General features: G+C 68.5%; 15 protein-coding genes. 11 read left to right on the forward strand and 4 right to left on the reverse strand.

The features are described from left to right. The first annotated feature begins 47 nt into the window (after positions 1 to 47). Complete coding sequence (locus D577_RS0110760) at positions 48 to 1,781, forward strand: autotransporter assembly complex family protein (RefSeq protein ID WP_038036312.1); 1,734 nt, start codon at positions 48 to 50, stop codon at positions 1,779 to 1,781. Next, complete coding sequence (locus D577_RS0110765) at positions 1,778 to 5,962, forward strand: translocation/assembly module TamB domain-containing protein (RefSeq protein ID WP_018947481.1); 4,185 nt, start codon at positions 1,778 to 1,780, stop codon at positions 5,960 to 5,962. The genes D577_RS0110760 and D577_RS0110765 overlap by 4 nt, the downstream gene beginning before the upstream one ends. A gap of 81 nt (positions 5,963 to 6,043) precedes the next feature. On the opposite strand, the gene D577_RS0110770 is transcribed toward D577_RS0110765, so the two are convergent. From D577_RS0110770 to D577_RS0110785, 4 genes are all read right to left on the reverse strand, one after another. Then, positions 6,044 to 6,691, reverse strand: coding sequence for an OmpA family protein (locus D577_RS0110770; protein WP_018947482.1), 648 nt, complete (start codon positions 6,689 to 6,691; stop codon positions 6,044 to 6,046). A gap of 285 nt (positions 6,692 to 6,976) precedes the next feature. Beyond that, positions 6,977 to 8,644 carry a chaperonin GroEL gene (gene groL, locus D577_RS0110775; protein ID WP_018947483.1) on the reverse strand — a complete coding sequence of 556 codons (1,668 nt, stop codon included), beginning with the start codon at positions 8,642 to 8,644 and terminating at the stop codon, positions 6,977 to 6,979. Positions 8,645 to 8,695: 51 nt separating this feature from the next. Further along, the gene (groES, locus tag D577_RS0110780) at positions 8,696 to 8,986 is read right to left on the reverse strand and encodes a co-chaperone GroES (protein WP_018947484.1); all 291 of its coding nucleotides are present in this window, start codon (positions 8,984 to 8,986) and stop codon (positions 8,696 to 8,698) included. A 142-nt stretch (positions 8,987 to 9,128) separates the two neighbouring features. Next, a complete protein-coding gene (locus D577_RS0110785) occupies positions 9,129 to 9,629 on the reverse strand; it encodes an FxsA family protein (RefSeq protein WP_018947485.1) in 501 nt (166 codons plus the stop codon). A gap of 151 nt (positions 9,630 to 9,780) precedes the next feature. Between D577_RS0110785 and D577_RS0110790 the strand changes: the two genes are divergently transcribed. The 9 genes from D577_RS0110790 (at position 9,781) to accC (ending at position 18,182) form a co-directional block, all read left to right on the forward strand. Beyond that, entirely contained in the window at positions 9,781 to 10,335 is a 555-nt protein-coding gene (locus D577_RS0110790) for a thioredoxin family protein (RefSeq protein ID WP_018947486.1), read from the forward strand. A 76-nt stretch (positions 10,336 to 10,411) separates the two neighbouring features. Beyond that, positions 10,412 to 11,716, forward strand: a complete 1,305-nt coding sequence (locus D577_RS0110795; protein WP_018947487.1) for a TolC family protein — start codon at positions 10,412 to 10,414, stop codon at positions 11,714 to 11,716. Then, complete coding sequence (locus D577_RS0110800) at positions 11,713 to 12,516, forward strand: efflux RND transporter periplasmic adaptor subunit (protein WP_018947488.1); 804 nt, start codon at positions 11,713 to 11,715, stop codon at positions 12,514 to 12,516. Before D577_RS0110795 ends, D577_RS0110800 begins: the two co-directional genes overlap by 4 nt. 34 nt (positions 12,517 to 12,550) lie before the next feature. Then, positions 12,551 to 12,883, forward strand: coding sequence for a divalent-cation tolerance protein CutA (gene cutA / locus D577_RS0110805; protein WP_018947489.1), 333 nt, complete (start codon positions 12,551 to 12,553; stop codon positions 12,881 to 12,883). After that, positions 12,871 to 15,186 (forward strand): protein-disulfide reductase DsbD, encoded by a 2,316-nt coding sequence (dsbD, locus tag D577_RS0110810; RefSeq protein WP_026289019.1) that lies wholly within the window; start codon positions 12,871 to 12,873, stop codon positions 15,184 to 15,186. The genes cutA and dsbD overlap by 13 nt, the downstream gene beginning before the upstream one ends. After that, entirely contained in the window at positions 15,183 to 15,755 is a 573-nt protein-coding gene (locus D577_RS0110815; protein WP_018947491.1) for a TlpA disulfide reductase family protein, read from the forward strand. Before dsbD ends, D577_RS0110815 begins: the two co-directional genes overlap by 4 nt. Before the next feature lie 140 nt (positions 15,756 to 15,895). Then, entirely contained in the window at positions 15,896 to 16,339 is a 444-nt protein-coding gene (aroQ, locus tag D577_RS0110820) for a type II 3-dehydroquinate dehydratase (RefSeq protein ID WP_018869755.1), read from the forward strand. A 6-nt stretch (positions 16,340 to 16,345) separates the two neighbouring features. Beyond that, on the forward strand, positions 16,346 to 16,804 hold the full coding sequence (gene accB, locus D577_RS0110825; protein WP_018947492.1) for an acetyl-CoA carboxylase biotin carboxyl carrier protein: 459 nt from the start codon (positions 16,346 to 16,348) through the stop codon (positions 16,802 to 16,804). A gap of 34 nt (positions 16,805 to 16,838) precedes the next feature. Then, positions 16,839 to 18,182, forward strand: coding sequence for an acetyl-CoA carboxylase biotin carboxylase subunit (gene accC / locus D577_RS0110830; protein WP_018947493.1), 1,344 nt, complete (start codon positions 16,839 to 16,841; stop codon positions 18,180 to 18,182).

The following is an 18,182-nucleotide window of genomic DNA, read 5'->3' on the forward strand; positions in this document are numbered from 1 at the left end:
GATCGCGTGACCCGTCATCGATGATTCTCATCCCGCCATTCGTCCGGCTGCGCCGCCTCCTCCTCGCGGCCCTGCTCGGGGCCCTGCCCCTGCTGACCTCCCCGGCAGCCGGTGACGAGCGGCCCCGCCTGGTACTGGAGGGCGGCACCGCCGAACAGCGCGACAACATCGAGGCAACCCTCGACCTTGCGCGCCAGCGCTGCGAGCTGCCCGAATTCCGCGAGAGCCGGGTGCTGCGCGACGCCGAAAGCCGCGCCCGCGACGCCCTGCGTGCCATCGGCCACTACCATCCGGAGCTGGAACTGTCGCTGGAACGCGACGCGGACCCCTGCTGGACCCTGAACCTGACCTTCGACCCCGGCCCGCCCACCACGGTGGAATCGCTGGACCTGCGGGTAGAGGGAGAGGGCCGCACGGACCCGGCGTTCGAAGCCATCCTGATGCAGACACAGATCGCCACCGGCGACGTGCTGCGCCATGACCGCTACGAGGCCCTGCGTTCGCGCCTCACCCGGGTGGCCGCCGAACGCGGTTATTTCGATGCCGAGCTCACCATGCGCCGCCTGGAGGTGGACACCGAAGAGCGTACCGCTTCCATCCGCCTGCACATGGATACCGGCCCGCGCTACCAGCTGGGCGAGATCCGCATCGAGCAGGACATCCTGCGCGGGCGTTTCATGCAGCGTCTGCTGCCGTTCGAACCCGGGGAGCCCTATGCCTCGGCGCGGATCATCGAACTGCAGCGCAATCTCAACAACAGCGGCTATTTCGAATCGGTGCGCGTGCGCCCGCTGCGTGACGAGGCCGAGGAGCGCCGCGTACCGGTGATGGTCGAACTGGAACCGCGCAACCGCCTGGCCTTCGAGGCCGGCATCGGCTATTCCACCGACATCGGCCCGCGCACCCGCTTCGGCATGGAAAACCGCTATGCCAACCGCCGCGGTCACCGCTATACCGGCGAGGTGGAGGCCTCGCCCGTGCGTTCCGGCGTGGCCTTCAACTACGAGATCCCGCTGCGCGATCCGCTGCGCGAACGCCTGAACCTGTTCACCTCCTGGCGCACCGAGGACACCGGCACCCAGCAGTTCGACCGCTTCCAGCTGGGCACCAGCCGCGTACTGCAGCGCGACTCCGGCTGGCAGACCACCGAGATGGTGCGCTACGAGTACGAGGACTACACCGTCGGCGACCAGACCGACACCTCGAAGCTGCTGATCCCGTCGTATCGCGTGAGCCGCACCGAGGCCGACGACCCGATGACCCCGCGCCGGGGCTACCGCCTGGAGGGCACGGTCCAGGGGGCCGCGGAGGAACTCCTCTCCACCACCAGCTTCGCCCAGGTGCGCGGCAACGCCCGCTACATCCGCGGTCTGGGACCGGGACGCGCGCTGCTGCGCGCCGATGCCGGCTTCACCGAGGTCGATTCGGTGCGCGAACTGCCCAGTTCCCTGCGCTTCTTCGCCGGGGGCGACGGTTCCATCCGCGGCTATGGCTACCAGAAACTGGGGCCGAAGAACGACGACGGCGACATCATCGGCGGACGACACCGCCTGGTGGGCAGTGCCGAATACGAGATCCCGGTGTTCGGGGACTGGAGCGCGGCGATCTTCGTGGACGCCGGCAACGCCTTCGACGACTTCTCCGACTTCGACACGGTCTACGGCGGCGGGATCGGCGTGCGCTGGCGCTCGCCGGTGGGTCCGATCCGTCTCGATCTGGCCCACGGACCGGATTCGGACGACGACTTCCGCATTCACTTTTCCATGGGGCCGGACCTTTGAGCCGCTGGCTGCGCATCGGCGCCCGCGCGACCGGCATACTGGTGCTCCTGCTGCTCGGCGCGCTCGCCGGCCTCGCCGCCCTGCTGTCCAGCGAATCCGGGACGCGCTGGCTGGCCGAACAGGCCGAACGCCACGCCCCGGTAGATCTGAGCATCGCGGAAGTCGAGGGTACGCTGTTCCGGGGGTTCGCCGTGCGCGGGCTCTCGCTCGAACTGCCGGAAGGACCCTCGATCGCGGTCGACGAGGCACGGGTGGCGCTGGACCCGGCGGGACTGCTCGCCCTCGATCTGCGCCTCGGCGAACTCGGTGCGCGCGGGGTGCGGGTGGATCTGCCCGAGACACCGGATGACGAGGCGGACGCACCCGGGGAACTCCCCCTGCCCCTGGAACTGCCCGACCGCATCCGGATCCCGCTGCTGGGCGTCCACCTCGACCGGGTGCATCTGACCGACTTCCGGGTCACGCGCGCCGGCGAGGAACTGTTTGCGATGACACGCATGCAGGCGCGACTGAGCGCGCGCGGCACCCGCTTCCACCTCCACCACCTGGACCTGGCCCTGCCGGAACCGGAACTCGAACTGAGCCTGCATGCCCGGCTGCGGGCCCGCGGCGACTATCCGCTGGAGGCCGGAGGCCGGTGGTTACTGCGGCTCCCCGATGCAGCCGGCGAACTGCTGGAGCGTGACGACGCCCGGGGCTCGCTGACGCTCGAGGGCGAACTGCTGCAAAGCCTGCACCTCGACCACGTGGTCGAGGCCGGCCCGCGGATGGAGACCCGCGCGACCCTCCACCGCGCCCTCGCGGATCCGATGCTGGAGCTGGAGCATGCGTGGGAAGCCTTCGAGCTGGTGCCGGATCCCGAGACCCGGCTGGCCATCGATGCCGGCCGGCTGCGTGCCAGCGCCACGCCGGACGAATGGGACCTGGATCTGACCGCCGGCGCGCGCATGGAACCCTGGCCCGCACTGGACCTGCTGCTCGCGGCGCACGGCGACCTGGAATCCGCCCGCCTGGAGACCCTGGCTCTGCGCTCCGCGGCGGGGAACCTCACTGTCAGGGGCGACGCGGGGTTCGCCGATGACCTCACCTGGGACCTCGGTCTGGACCTCGACGCGCTCGACCTCGCGGCGCTGGAAACGGCACTGGACGACATGCCGGAGCTGGATGCCGGAATCCGGCGCCTGAGCGCGAGCAGCCGGGGACGCCTGCCGCTGGCGGCGGAAAATCCGCTGGCCGCGCTGGAAGCCGCCGTCACCCTCACCGAGCTGGACGGCCATTTCGAAGACCAGCCGCTGACCGGCGAGCTGGACCTGCTGCTGGCCGAAGGCCGCGCCCGCTTCGAGCGGGGAAGTTTCGCGCTGGGCGATGCCCGCCTGAGCCTGCAGGGGCACCTGGACGGGCTGCAGGCGGCGGCCGATGATCCCGAGACCCGCTGGCCGTTCGCCCTGGACCTCGACCTCGAGGGAGTGGATGCGGCGCAGTTCCGGCCCGATGCCGATGCCCGGCTGGACCGCCTGCGGCTCGCCCTGACCGGCGCCCTGGCACCGGCCGAGGCCGATTTCGATGCCGGCCTGGCGCTGACCGCGCTGGAGGCGAGCGCACAGGGGGTCGGGGTGCGCGGCGACGGCCGCGTGGAGCTGGACGCCCAGCGCGCCCGCATCCGTGAGCTCAACCTGCGCAGCGACCCCGGAGCGCACCTGGGCCTGAGCGGCGAGGTGGGCTACGGCGCCGGCCTGGACTGGGACCTCGACCTGCGCGCGCGCGAGCTCGATCCCGGCCTGGCCGCCCCCGATTTCCCCGGGCGCCTTGCCCTGGACCTGCACACCGCGGGCCGGCTGGACCCGGAAGACGGACCGACGGTGGAGGCCCGCATCCGCCGGCTCGACGGCCATCTGCGCGAGCAGCCGGTGTCCGGGAGCGGCGAACTGCGCCTGGAAGACGAGATCCTCGACATCCGCGAGCTCGTACTCGGGCTGGGGGACAACCGGGCCCGGATCGCGGGGCGCGTGGCCGACACCCTGGACCTGGACCTCGCGCTGCAGGCACCCGGGCTGGACGCCCTGATGCCGGGACTGGGTGGCGAACTCGAGCTGGATGCCCGCCTGCATGGCGAACGCGAGGCGCCGCGGATCACCGCCCGCGGCCGCGGCGCGCAACTGCGTTACGAGGACTTCGCCCTGGAACGGCTGGAACTGGAGGCGGACACCGGGCTCGCGGAAACCGCCCCGGCCGAGATCGACCTGAGCCTGCACGGGGTCGCGAGCGCGGGGCAAACCCTGATCGAACGCCTGCGGCTGAGCGCCGATGGCACCGCCGGCGAGCATCGGGCGCGGCTGGATCTGGAGGCCGCCGAATTCGGCCAGCTGGAGCTGGCCGTGGATGGCGGTCTGGACACCGAAGCGCTGCACTGGAAGGGTCGCATCCAGCAGCTCACGCTCGACCAGCCGCTCGCCGGACGCTGGTCACTGGCGGGGCCGGTGGCGGTGGAAGGCGGTCCCGAGTCGGCGCGCCTGGAACGGCTGTGCCTGCAACGCGACGGCGGCGAGATCTGCGCCGAAGGCCGCCTGGAGCCCTCCGGGGAGGCGAGCTTCGCCACCCGCCTGGGAGCCATCGACCTGGCCTGGCTGCAACCGCTGCTGCCCCCGGAACTGGCCCTGCAGGGCACCGTGGATGCGGAGGCCGACGGGCGTCTGAACGCCGACGGCCGGCTGGATGCGGATCTCGCCGTCACCCCGAGCGATGGCGTTTTGCAGGTACGCGACGGCGACGACCTCCTGCAGGAGGTCCCGTGGCGGGACACCCGACTGACGGCCCGGGTGCGCGACCGGGACGTGGATGCCGCGCTGCGCCTGGACTTCCTCGACAACGGCATGGCCCGGGCCGATATCGCCCTGCGCGAGGAAGACGGGGTGACGCGCATTCAGGGCGACCTGGAGGCGCGCCTGGAGGATCTTGCCTGGCTCGCGGCCACCAGCCCGGAGATCGAGAACCTGCGCGGCGCGTTCGAGCTGGCGCTGGGACTGGACGGGCCGCTGCAGGACCCGCTGGTGGAAGGCGGACTGCGCTTCCACGATGGCGGGGTCACGATCCCCGAGGCGGGCATCGACGTGGCGATCCCGGAACTGCGCGCCGATGTCCTGTCCGCGCGCGAGATGACCATCAGCGGGGCACTGGAGTCCGGCGAGGGCCGGATCGACCTCGACGGCCGCGCCGATCTCGGCGAGGACGGCCCGCAGGTCCTGCTGCGGGTCGACGGGGAAGACTTCCTGGCGGTCAACCGCGCCGATGCCGAGGCCCTGATCGATCCGGCCCTGCGCATCCGCTTCCGCCCGGACGAGGGCCTGGCGATCCGTGGCGGCATCAGCGTGCCGCGCGCCCGCCTGCGCCCGCCCGACCTGCCGCCGGGCGCGGTGCGGGTATCGGGCGACCAGGTCATCGTCGGTGAGGAAGAGGAGCGTACGGCGGCGTTTCCCATCGATATCCGCGTGCGCCTGCATCTGGGCGATGACGTACGCTTCGACGGCTTCGGCCTGACGGCCCGCTTTGCCGGCGAAGTGGATGTGGAACAGGTCACCGGACGCCCGACGCAGATGTTCGGCGAGATCCGCATCCCCGAGGGCGAATACACCTCCTACGGCCAGGACCTGCAGATCGACCGCGGCATCCTGCTGTTCCAGGGACCGCCGGAGGCGCCCGATCTCGACCTGCGTGCGGTACGCCGGGTGCCCGAATACAACGTGACCGTGGGCCTGGAGATCGGCGGCACCCCGGATGCCCTGCGCAGCCGGATCTTCTCCGAACCGCCGATGGACGAGACCGAGGCCCTGTCCTACCTGCTGACCGGCCGGCCGCTGTCCGGGGCATCGGAATCCGACGGCAACCTGCTGGCCGCCGCAGCCGCCGGCTGGGGCCTGGAACAGGGGGCGATGATCACCCAGCGCATCGGCTCGGAGCTGGGCCTGGACGAAGTGGAGCTGGACACCGATGGCGGCCTCGACCAGAGCGCGCTGACCCTGGGGCTCTACCTGTCGCCACGGCTGCTGCTGCGGTATACGGTCGGGCTGTTCGACAACACCTCGCGGGTACTGTTGCGCTATGAACTGACCCGTTCGCTGAGCGTGGAGACCTCCTCGGGCAGCGAGGGCCAGGCGATCGACCTCATCTACCGCCACGAGCGCTGACACCGCGGCCACAGGAGCAAAAAAACCCCCGGTCGCAAAACACGACCGGGGGTTCGAGTCTCCGCTACGGTGCGGTCCGGATCAGTCGACCCGGCGCTCCACGTCGGAGGTCACTTCCACGCGACGGTTGGCCTCGCGGCCTTCGCGGGTGGAGTTGTCCGCGGTGGGACGGTCTTCGCCATGACCCATGGACTCGATGTCGCTCTCGCGGATGCCCTCGGAAGCGAGGAAGTCCGCCACGCTCTGCGCGCGACGCTCGGACAGGCCCTGGTTGTAATCGGCCGGACCGATCGTGCAGGTGTGACCCTCGACCAGCACGGAGGTGTACGAGGCACCTTCGGCCGTCAGGTCGGCCACCAGGTCACGCAGCTCGGCACGGCCTTCGGAACGCAGCTCGGCGCTGTCGAATTCGAACAGCACTTCGGCGCTCAGGGTCGTGGTTTCGAATTCCGGCTCGGGGCTCGGGGCCGGAGCGGGTTCCGGATCCGGCTCGGGCGCTTCGGCGGTTTCTTCGATGTAGCCGGCGCACTGCGAATGGCGCACGTACTCGGGCGCCCAGCTCGAGGTCCGCACGCACTCGCCGGAACCGTCGATGACCACGGCACCGGAGGAGTCGGTGACATTGGCGGCGGGGTTGGAGTGGCTGCCCGCCACGGCCTGGCCGGCCGCGCCGAACATGAGTGAGGCCACCGAGGCGGCCAGCAGGTTCTTGACAAGCTTCTGATTCATTCTTTGCCTCCTTGGAGAAACGATGACGACGGATTGCGGGAATTCAGGAAGCGACGCCTGCACACCGATCCCGGCCCTATCCGGACGGAAGGACGGCTCACGGCCCGGACCTTCCACATCGCCTTGATAGTGGCACACCATTCACGGTTTTGCACGCAATCAAGCGTGGATTCTGTCTCGATGTCACAACGCTGTGCCGTACATGAGACATTTTGACGGCGCCTCCATCAAAAAGACCCCGCCGAAGCGGGGTCCCGAGGGCTGACCGGTGAGGCCGGGCCGGCATTACATCATGCCGCCCATGCCTCCCATTCCGCCCATGCCACCCATGGCGCCCATGTCGTCACCGCCGCCACCGCCGGCGTTGTCGTCGCTCTTCGGCAGATCGGCCACCATCGCCTCTGTGGTGATGATCAGGGCCGCGACCGATGCCGCGTTCTGCAGCGCCGAACGGGTCACCTTGGTCGGATCCAGGATGCCCATCTCGATCATGTCGCCGAACTCGCTGGTTGCGGCGTTGTAGCCGTAGTTGCCCTCGCCTTCCAGCACCTGGTTGAGGACCACGGACGGCTCGTCACCGGTGTTGTAGACGATCTGGCGCAGCGGCTCTTCCATCGCGCGGCGGGCGATGTTGATGCCGGCGTTCTGCTCCTCGTTGTCGGTCTTGAGCTCGCGGATGGCGTTGCAGGCCCGCAGCAGCGCGGTACCACCGCCGGGCACCACGCCTTCCTCGACGGCCGCACGCGTGGCGTGCAGGGCGTCCTCGACGCGCGCTTTCTTCTCCTTCATCTCGACCTCGGTGGCCGCACCGACCTTGATCACCGCAACACCGCCGGCCAGCTTGGCCACGCGTTCCTGCAGCTTTTCCTTGTCGTAGTCGGAGGTAGCTTCGTCGATCTGCTTGCGGATCTGGCTGACACGACCCTGGATGTCGTCGTTGTTGCCCATACCGTCGATGATGGTGGTGTTTTCCTTGGACACCTGCACCTTCTTGGCGCGGCCCAGGTCTTCCACCGTGGCCTTCTCCAGCGACAGGCCGACCTCTTCGGAGATCACCTGACCACCGGTCAGCACGGCGATGTCCTGCAGCATGGCCTTGCGGCGGTCACCGAAGCCGGGCGCCTTCACGGCGGCGACCTTGACGATACCGCGCATGGAGTTCACCACCAGCGTGGCCAGGGCCTCGCCCTCGATGTCCTCGGCGATGATCAGCAGCGGCTTGCTGTTCTGGGCGACGCCTTCCAGCACCGGCAGCAGCTCGCGAATGTTGGAGATCTTCTTGTCGACCAGCAGGATGTAGGCATCATCCAGCTCGGCGCTCATGCTCTGCTGGTTGTTGACGAAGTACGGGGACAGGTAGCCGCGGTCGAACTGCATGCCCTCGACCACGTCCAGTTCGTTCTCCAGCGAGGAGCCTTCCTCGACCGTGATCACGCCTTCCTTGCCAACCTTGTCCATCGCGTCGGCGATGATCTCGCCCACGGCGGTGTCGGAGTTGGCGGAGATGGAACCGACCTGGGCCACGGCCTTGTGCTCGGTGCACGGCTTGGAGAGCTTCTTCATCTCCTCGGTGGCGGAGGTCACGGCCTTCTCGATGCCCCGCTTCAGGTCCATCGGGTTCATGCCGGCGGTCACGGCCTTCATGCCTTCGTGCACGATGGACTGGGCCAGCACGGTCGCGGTGGTGGTGCCGTCACCGGCGCTGTCGGAGGTCTGCGAGGAGACTTCCTTGACCAGTTGCGCGCCCATGTTCTCGAACTTGTCTTCCAGTTCGATTTCCTTGGCCACGGACACGCCGTCCTTGGTCACGGTCGGGGCGCCAAAGGCCTTGTCGAGCACCACGTTGCGGCCCTTCGGACCGAGGGTGACCTTCACGGCGTTGGCGAGGGTGTTCACACCCTTGGCCATGCGGGTACGGGCATCGTTGCCAAAGCGGACTTCTTTTGCACTCATGTCGGATTCTGCTCCTGAAATTGAATAAAACTACGTGACGCGAATGCGGGCTCAGCCCTCGATGACGGCCATGATGTCGTCTTCGCGCATCACCAGGACTTCTTCGCCGTCGACCTTGACCTCGGTGCCGGAGTACTTGCCGAACAGCACCTTGTCGCCGGCCTTGATGTCCAGCGCGCGCTTCTCGCCGTTGTCCAGGATCTTGCCGTTGCCCACGGCCACGACTTCACCGCGGATCGGCTTTTCGGCCGCCGAATCCGGGATCACGATGCCGCCGGGCGTGGTGCGTTCTTCTTCCATGCGCTTCACAATCACGCGATCGTGCAAAGGCCGCAGATTCATGGTGGAAACTCCTTTCTGTCTGTTCATAACAGGGGTCTGAGGGAACCGGATGGATGCCCTGTTAGCAGCCACCCGCAACGAGTGCTAATCATAGGGGCGAACGAACACGAGTCAAGAGCACGGAAACGCGTCCGGAAAGGGGTCAGCGACGCCGATCGTCGTCGCCGGAATCGTGATCGAGCACGTCGCGGCCGCCGGCCTCGTCATCGTGCCGGCGGAACTCGCCCTCGATCGGGCCGCCGGCGTCATGGCCGGATCCCTGGAACGGGCCGGTCCGGGCGCGCACCAGACCGCGGCGCAGGATGCCCGCGGCAATCAACCGGCGCAGTGGTGGCACCAGCAGTACGGCCCCGGCCGCATCGGAGAAGAATCCCGGGACCAGCAGGAGCACCGCGGCCGCCATCAGCAGCCAGCCCTCCAGCAGACCGCGCGCGGGGACCTCGCCGCGCGCCAGGCTCTGCTGCAGCCGCCGCCAGTGGTAGAAGCCCTGCACCCGGAACAGCACCATCCCGCCGGCCGCGGTCGCCACGACCAGCGCCACCGTGGCGAGCGCACCGACGGCATCCCCGACCCAGGCGAACCCGAAGATCTCGAGCAGGATGAAACCGAGAAAGACCAGAAGCGGTAACAGGGGATTGCGCATCGCGAGGAGGATTCGACAAAGAGGCGATCATTGGAGCACGTCACGGGTACGGGTGTCGATTCGGCCGGGTTCCCTTGCCGTGACCCCGGAATTTCGCGACCCTCCCCTGCGTCTCAATGACAGAAGACGCCCACCGGAGGAAGGAGGCCACATGAAACGCAGCCCGCTGTACCAACGAGTGATTCCGGTCCTGCTGCTGACCCTCGCGTTCATGCTGGCCGGAACGGCCGTCGCCCAGGACGACCCGCGTGATCCGGAAGAACACTTCTTCCAGCCGACGTTCGGCGATTTCCAGGAAGAGCTCGATCTTGCTCGCGAGGAAGGCAAGAAGGGCATCCTGATCTTCTTCGAGATGGATGCCTGTCCTTTCTGTCACCGCATGAAGAACCAGGTGCTCAATCAGCCGCAGGTGCAGGACTACTACCGCGAACACTTCGCCATCTTCAGCGTGGACATCGAAGGCGACGTCGAGATCACCAACTTCGACGGCGAGACCCGGCGGATGGCCGATTTCGCCACGCGCGACTTCCGCGTGCGCGCCACGCCCGTCTTTCAGTTCTTCGACCTGGACGGCGAACCGATCCACCGCTTTACCGGGGCCACCCGCGATGCGGACGAATTCCTGACCCTGGGGCGCTTTGTCGCCGAGGGGCACCACGAAGAAACCAACTTCAATCGCTTCCGCCGCGAGCAGCGCGGCCGCTGAACGCAAAGGAGCGGACATGACTCCTCGTCTCCCTGTCCGGGGGCGCCGTGCCGGCGCCCTCCTGACGGCGTGCCTCGTGCTGGCCGTCGGCACGGGCGGTCCCGCGTCGGCCGAGGTGGTGCCGGACATCGAGCCGCTGCCCCAGCCCCTGCGGCTGCAGCATGCCATCGAGGCGGTGAATGCGATGCACCCCCGCGTGCAGCAGGCCCGCGCCCGACGCGAAGCGGCCGAAGCGGAGCTGGAAGCCACGCGCGCCGACCGTGACCTGCGCGTGGACGCGCGCCTGGAAGCACGCTGGATCGAGCCCAACGACAACATCGCCGACGACCGCAACAACGACTCGCGCGCAACCCTGGTCGCGCGCAAGCTGCTGAGCGACTTCGGCCACTCCCGGGCGCGCGAGGAGGCCGGGGCCAGCGCGGTGGAAGCCGCACGCCAGGAGGAATGGCTGGCGTTCGCCCGGCACCGCCTGGAGGTCCTGGAGCGCTACTTCGACGTGGTCCTCGCCGATCTGGCCTTCGCCCGCGACACCGAAGCCATGGCCGCCGCATTCGTGACCCTCGAACGCATGCAGGAGCGCAACGAGCTGGGCCAGGTCTCCGACATCGACCTGTTCGAGGCGGAAGCGGAATACCAGGAACACTTCACCCAGCGGCAACGCTCGCTGTACCGCCAGCAGCGCAGTCGCGCGGAGCTGGCCGAGGCCCTGCATCACCGCGGACGCCCGCCGGCCGACGTCCTCGGTCCGCCGCTGCCGCTGGACCTGCCCGAGCTTCCGGAGCTGCGCAGCCTGCTGGCGGACCTGGAGTCCGGCAGCCCGGCCCTGGCCGCCGAACGGCAGCGGGTCGAGGCCGCTACCGGCCGCGTGCAGGCGGCCCGCAGTGAAAGCCGCCCGCGGCTGTATGCCGAGGCCGAGACCGGCTACTGGAACAAGGAGTTCGGCGGAGACCGCAACCCTTTTGCCGCCGCGCTGGTGCTGGAGGTGCCGCTGTTCGAGGGGCGCCGCGGCGATGCCCGTGTCGGCCGCGCGGTGGCCCAGCGCCGGGAAGCCGAGGCCGAACGCGACCAGGCCATGCTCCGGGCCCGCAACCGGGTGCGTGAACTCGTGCACGAAATCCGGACCCTGGAGGTGCAACGCGACGAGGCACTGGCACGCATGGACTACCGCGACCTCTACATCAGCCGCGCGCGCTATCTCTATCAGATGGAAGACGAGGCCGATCTCGGCGACTCCATGGTCCAGCAGAGCGCGGCCGCGCATTTCAATGCCCGTACCGAATTCGAGCTGGCCCTGGCCTACGAACGCCTTGCCCTGCTGACCGGCCGCGAAGACCTGAGTCCGTTCGCCGCCGACGCCACCGCCTTTGGAGGGACCCCATGAACACCCGCATTCACCCCATCCCGCACACCACCCGGCGGGCGATCGGCGCGAGCCTCGCGCTGTTGTTGCTGAGCCCGGCCGCGGGCGCCCAGACTGTGGACGCGGAGCTCGCCTGGAGCGAGCAGTACCGGATCACCGCGCCCGTCGCGGGCCAGGTCCGGGAGATCGGGGTCCGGCCCGGCGACCGGGTGATGGAAGATGACACCCTGTTCCGCATCGACGATCGCCGGGCCCGTGCGGAACTGTCCGCAGCGCAGGCCGAGGTCGAACGCCTGGAGCTGGAAGCATCGGAAACCGAACGCGAACTGCGCAAGGCCCGCGACCTGTACGACCAGACCCTGATCGCCGAGCGCGAACTGGAACTGGCCCGAATCGACCACACCGCGGCCGAATCGCGCCTGACCGAGGCCCGTGCCCGGGTCCGCCAGGCCCGCGCGGACTTGCACGACACCGAGATCGCCGCGCCCGGAGAGGGCCGCGTGCTGCGCCTGGACGTCACCCGCAACGAATACGTGAACCCCGCGCTGGTTCCGCCGGTTCTCGCGGTGATCGGACGCGACGATCCGATGCATGCACGCGGCCGCGTGGACGCGGATACCGCCGCACGCCTGGAACCCGGGCACCCGGTTACGGTCATCCTGAACGACACCCGCGTCGACGGCCGGGTGGTGCACGTGGACTGGGAGCGCAGCGGCGAAGAGGACGACCCCGCCTATCGTCTGCGGGTCGAGTTCACGCCCCCGGATGGCCTCGCCCCGCGGGCGGACCAGGCGGCACGGATCGAACTCGGCCTGGAATGAGCATCCGGACTGAACCAGGAGGACGCACATCACCATGAGCGAATCCGACCCCGCACCGGCCTGGCTGGTCATCACCACGCTGGACGATCCCGACGCCGCCGAGCGCCTGGCCGGCCACCTGGTCGAGGCCGGCCGCGCCGCCTGCGTGCACATGCTCCCGCCCGGCCGCTCGATCTATCAGTGGCAGGGCCGCATCGAGGTCGACAGCGAAGTCACCCTGCTGATCAAGACCTCGCGCGAGGCCTGGCCCGAACTTCGGGCCACCCTGCACGATCAACATCCGTACGACACCCCCGAAATCATCGCCCTGCCGATCGAGGACGGACTGCCCGACTACCTGAACTGGATCCACGAATGCACCCGATGAACCTCCGTTACTGGCTTGCCGCCCTGTTCACCGCGCTGTTGCTGCTGCCCGGAGTGGCCGCGGCACAGTTCGGCATGGACGACGACCTGCTCGACCCGGACGACGCCTTCGCGATCAGTGCCGAGGCGGTGGATGAATCCACCATCCGCCTGACCTGGGACATCGCGGACGAGTACTACATGTACCGCGAGCAGTTCGAATTCGAACCGGAAAGCCCCGGTCTGGAACTGGGCGATCCGGCGATCCCGGACGGCGAGATCAAGGAAGACGAGTTCTTCGGGCGGGTCGAGACCTATCGCGGCGAGGTCAGCATCGAGCTGCCGGTACTGGCCGCCGAAAACGAGACCATCGAGCTGACCGCACGCTCGCAGGGCTGCGCGGATGCCGGCATCTGTTACCCGCCGCACTTCCAGACCGTATCCATCACCCTGCCGGGCCTGCCGGGTGACGCCGAGGCCGAGGCCGACACCACGGCGGCCGAGGAAGGCGCACTGGACGAGCTCGGCCAGATGTCCGGCGACCTCGCCGGGGACGAGGATCTGCTCGACCCCGAGGACGCGTTCGCCGCCTCCGCCGAGGCGATCAGCCAGAACGCCGTGGTGCTGCGCTTCGACATCGCCGACGGCTACTATCTCTACCGCGATCAGCTGGACGTGCGCGTCGCCGAAGGGGAAGGCATCGAGCCCGGCAACATCAGCCCGCCCGACGGCGAGCTGCACGAGGACGAATTCTTCGGCGAGACCCGCATCTTCCGCGACGAGGTGGAAATCCTGGTGCCGGTGCAGCGCGATGCCGACGACGTCGCCGACATCGTGCTGGCGGTGGACTACCAGGGCTGTGCGGACGCGGGTATCTGCTACCCGCCGCTGACTCAGGAAGTCGCGGTCAGCTTTGCCGCCGATCTGGCCGCGGAGGCCGACACGGCCGCCCTGCCGGACGAAGGCGAGCCCGCGCCGGAGGACGACGACGCCGTCGCCCCTCCGGCCTCGGAACAGGACCGCATCGCGGCGCAGCTGGCCGACGGGCGCGTGTGGCTGGTGGCCCTGGCGTTCTTCGGCTTCGGCCTGCTGCTGACCTTCACGCCCTGCGTGTTCCCGATGATCCCGATCCTGTCCAACATCATCCTGGGCCAGAAGGAGATGAACACCCGCAAGGCGTTCTTCATCTCGCTGGTGTTCGTGCTCGCGATGGCGCTCACTTACACCGTAGCCGGGGTGCTGGCGGGCATGGCCGGGGCCAACCTGCAGGCCGCCTTCCAGAACCCCTGGATCATCGGCACCTTCGTCGCCATCTTCATCGCTCTGTCGATGTCGATGTTCGGCTTCTACGACCTGCAGATGCCGGCAGGCGTGCAGAGCAAGCTGTCGAACATCAGCAACCGGCAGGAAGGCGGCACCCTGTTCGGCGCCGGTATCATGGGCTTCCTCTCGGCCCTGATCGTCGGGCCGTGCGTCACCGCACCGCTGCTGGGAGCCCTGCTCTACATCAGCCAGACCGGCGACGCCGTGCTGGGCGGGATCGCCCTGTTCTCGCTGAGCATGGGCATGGGCGCTCCCCTGCTGGCGATCGGCACCTCGGCCGGACGCCTGCTGCCGAAGGCCGGCCCGTGGATGGATACCATCAAGGCGGTGTTCGGCGTGGGCCTGCTGGCCATGGGCATCTGGCTGCTGGAACGGGTCATCCCGGGCGAAGTGGCGATGTTCCTGTGGGCCACCCTGTTCATCGTGGTCGCGGTGTACATGGGGGCGCTGCAGAGCCTGCCCGAAGGCAAGTCCGGCTGGCACACCCTGTGGAAGGGGATCGGCCTGGTGATCCTGATCTACGGCATCCTGCTGATGCTGGGGGCGGCCACCGGCGGCAAGGACATGACCCGCCCGCTGGCCACCCTCAGCCAGCCCGCCGTCACCACCGCGGACGGCGGACCGACGGAGATGGAGTTCACCTACATCGACAGCCTGGAGGACCTGGAACGCGAGGTGGACGAGGCTGCCTCGCGCGGCGAACCGGTGTTCCTCGACTTCTACGCCGACTGGTGCGTGGACTGCGTGCGTCTGGACCGCACCACCTTCCAGGACCCGGAGGTCATCCGCGCCACCGCGGATGTCCATCTGCTGAAGGCCGACGTCACCGACAACACCTCGGAGCACCGCGAACTGATGCAGCACTTCGAGCTGTTCGGCCCGCCCGCGATGGTGTTCTACGACCGCGACGGCGAACCGCTGCCGCAGTTTCGCCGTGTCGGATACCTCAACGCCGAGGCCTTCCTCGAGCACCTGGACAACGCCCTGGGGGTGCGCCCGTGAACGGGAACCGCTGGTGGCTGGCACTGGCCATCGGGCTGTGCGCCCCGGCCCTGACCGCCTGCCTGGATAACGACCGGTCCGGCGACACCGCGACCGGCGGCGACCCGGATGTCGATGCCGCCGACGTCGCGGGGCCGGAGGACACCCCGACCGGCGAGTCGCGCATCGACTTCACCCTGCCGGACCTGGAGGGCGAGGAGCAGGCCTTCAACCAGTGGGACGACGACCTGGTGGTACTCAACTTCTGGGCCACCTGGTGTCCGCCCTGCAAGAAGGAAATGCCGCTCTTTCAGGAAACCTGGGAAGAATACCGGGACGAGGACTTCAACATCGTCGCGGTCGCGGTGGACGAACAGTCGGCCACCGAGCAGTTCGTCGCCACCTACGGCATCGAATTCCCGATCCTGATCGGGCAGGACGAGGCCATGGAGGTCCAGGCCGAGTACGGCAACCGGATCGGGGCCCTGCCCTACACCGTGGTCATCGATCGTGACGGGACCGTGCGCGAGACCCACCGCGGCGAGGTTACCGAAGACGACCTGAACGGCTGGCTCGAGCAGTACCTCTGACCCCGCGCGGGCACGCTCCGGCGCACGGCAAAGATGCTGGACACCCCGCGCTCCCTGCGGCAGAATCGCGGCCATGGATTCGCCGGCATGTTCCGGCGCGTTCGCCCCCATTCACGTCCGGATCGCCGCCGATTCCCGTCATGGCCACCATCCTGCTGCTCAACGGCCCCAACCTGAACCTGCTCGGACAGCGGGAGCCGGAGCGCTATGGCCATGCCACGCTGGCGGACATCGAGGCGGATCTGGAGAACCGGGCGCACGAGGCGGGGATCCGCCTGAACTGCTTTCAGAGCAATCACGAGGGCGCCCTGATCGACCGCATCCACGCGGCGCCGGGCGAGGACGTGCGCCGTATCCTGATCAACCCGGGCGGACTGACCCACACCAGCGTCAGCCTGCGTGACGCCCTGCTGGGGGTCGCGATCCCGTTCTACGAGATCCACATCAGCAACGTCCATGCCCGCGAGGCGTTCCGGCAGACATCGCTGCTGGCCGACGTCGCCGCCGCCACCCTGGCCGGTTTCGGCCCCCGGGGCTACCGGCTGGCGCTGGACGCGGCGATTGCAGCCATCAAGGAGTCATAGGCACCCATGGATATCCGCAAGGTCAAGAAACTGATCGACCTGCTCGAGGAGAGCGGGATCCACGAAATCGAGATCAACGAGGGCGAGGAGTCGGTGCGCATCACCCGCTCGCCCGGGGGCGTACCCCAGGCACAGCCCGCACCGATGCCGGCCGCCGCGCCGCCGCCCGCACCGCCCGCTCCCGCGGCCGCGGCCGAGGAAGCAGCGGCGGAAGAACCCGCGGAACTCGAGGGCCACCGCGTGACCGCGCCCATGGTCGGCACCTTCTACCGCGCCCCCAGCCCCGGCGCCACGCCGTTCGTCGAAGTCGGACAGCAGGTGGAGGTGGGCGACACCCTGTGCATCATCGAGGCGATGAAGATGCTCAACCCGCTGGAAGCGGACCAGGCCGGCACCGTCCGCCAGATCCTGGTGGAGAATGGCAATCCGGTGGAATACGGCCAGCCGCTGTTCATCATCGCGTGAGCCTTCACCGTCTTCGCCGAACACAGGTCCGAGCATGTTTGAAAAAATCCTGATCGCCAATCGCGGCGAAATCGCCCTGCGGGTCCTGCGCGCCTGCCGCGAGATGGGCATCGCCACCGTAGCCGTACACTCCGACGCCGACCGTGACCTCAAGCACGTGCGCCTGGCCGACGAGTCGGTCTGCATCGGCCCCGCCCCCTCGAACGAGAGCTATCTCAACATCCCGGCACTGATCGCCGCCGCCGAAGTGACCGACGCAGGTGCCATCCACCCGGGCTACGGCTTCCTGTCGGAAAACGCCGATTTCGCCGAGCGGGTGGAATCCAGCGGCTTCGCGTTCATCGGGCCGCAGGCCGAGACCATCCGCCTGATGGGGGACAAGGTCTCCGCCAAGCAGTCCATGCTCTCGGCCGGCGTTCCCTGTGTGCCCGGTTCCGGGGGAGCTCTGGGCGAGGACCCCGAGGCCAACCTTCAGCTGGCCCGGGAGATCGGCTACCCGGTCATCGTGAAGGCCGCCGCCGGCGGCGGTGGCCGCGGGATGCGCGTGGTGCATACCGAGGGTGCGCTGCTCAACGCGATCTCCCTGACCCGCAACGAGGCCCGTCAGGGCTTCGGTAACGACACCCTGTACATGGAGAAATTCCTCGAGCGCCCGCGCCACGTGGAGTTCCAGATCCTCGCGGACACCCACGGCAACGCGGTGTGCCTGGGCGAGCGCGACTGCTCCATGCAGCGCCGCCACCAGAAGGTGATCGAGGAGGCCCCGGCCCCGGAGATCACCGACACACAGCGCCGCGACATGAGCGAACGCCTGATCCGCGCCTGCCAGGAGATCGGCTATCGCGGCGCCGGGACCTTCGAGTTCCTGTACGAGGACGGGCAGTTCTTCTTCATCGAGATGAACACCCGGCTGCAGGTCGAGCACACGGTGACCGAGGAGGTCACCGGCATCGACCTGGTGCGCGAACAGATCCGCATCGCCGCCGGAGAACCGCTGGGCATTACTCAGGACGACGTCACCATCCACGGCCATGCGATCGAGTGCCGCATCAACGCCGAGGACCCCGCAACCTTCGTCCCCAGCCCCGGCACCATCCAGCAATATCACGCGCCGGGCGGCCCCGGGATCCGCATGGACACGCATATCTACAACGGCTACGCGGTCCCGCCGCATTACGATTCCATGGTCGGCAAGCTGATCGCCCACGGCACCACGCGCGACATCGCCATCGCGCGCATGCGCGGCGCCCTCGGCGAAATCATCGTCGACGGCATCCGCACCAACATCAGCCTGCATTCCGACCTGATGAACGACGCCAATTTCCAGCGGGGTGCCACCGACATCCACTACCTGGAAAAGAAGCTGAAGGCACACTGA

It is taken from the genome of Thioalkalivibrio sp. AKL17 (assembly GCF_000377885.1).
GTDB classification, from domain to species: Bacteria; Pseudomonadota; Gammaproteobacteria; order Ectothiorhodospirales; family Ectothiorhodospiraceae; genus Thioalkalivibrio; species Thioalkalivibrio halophilus.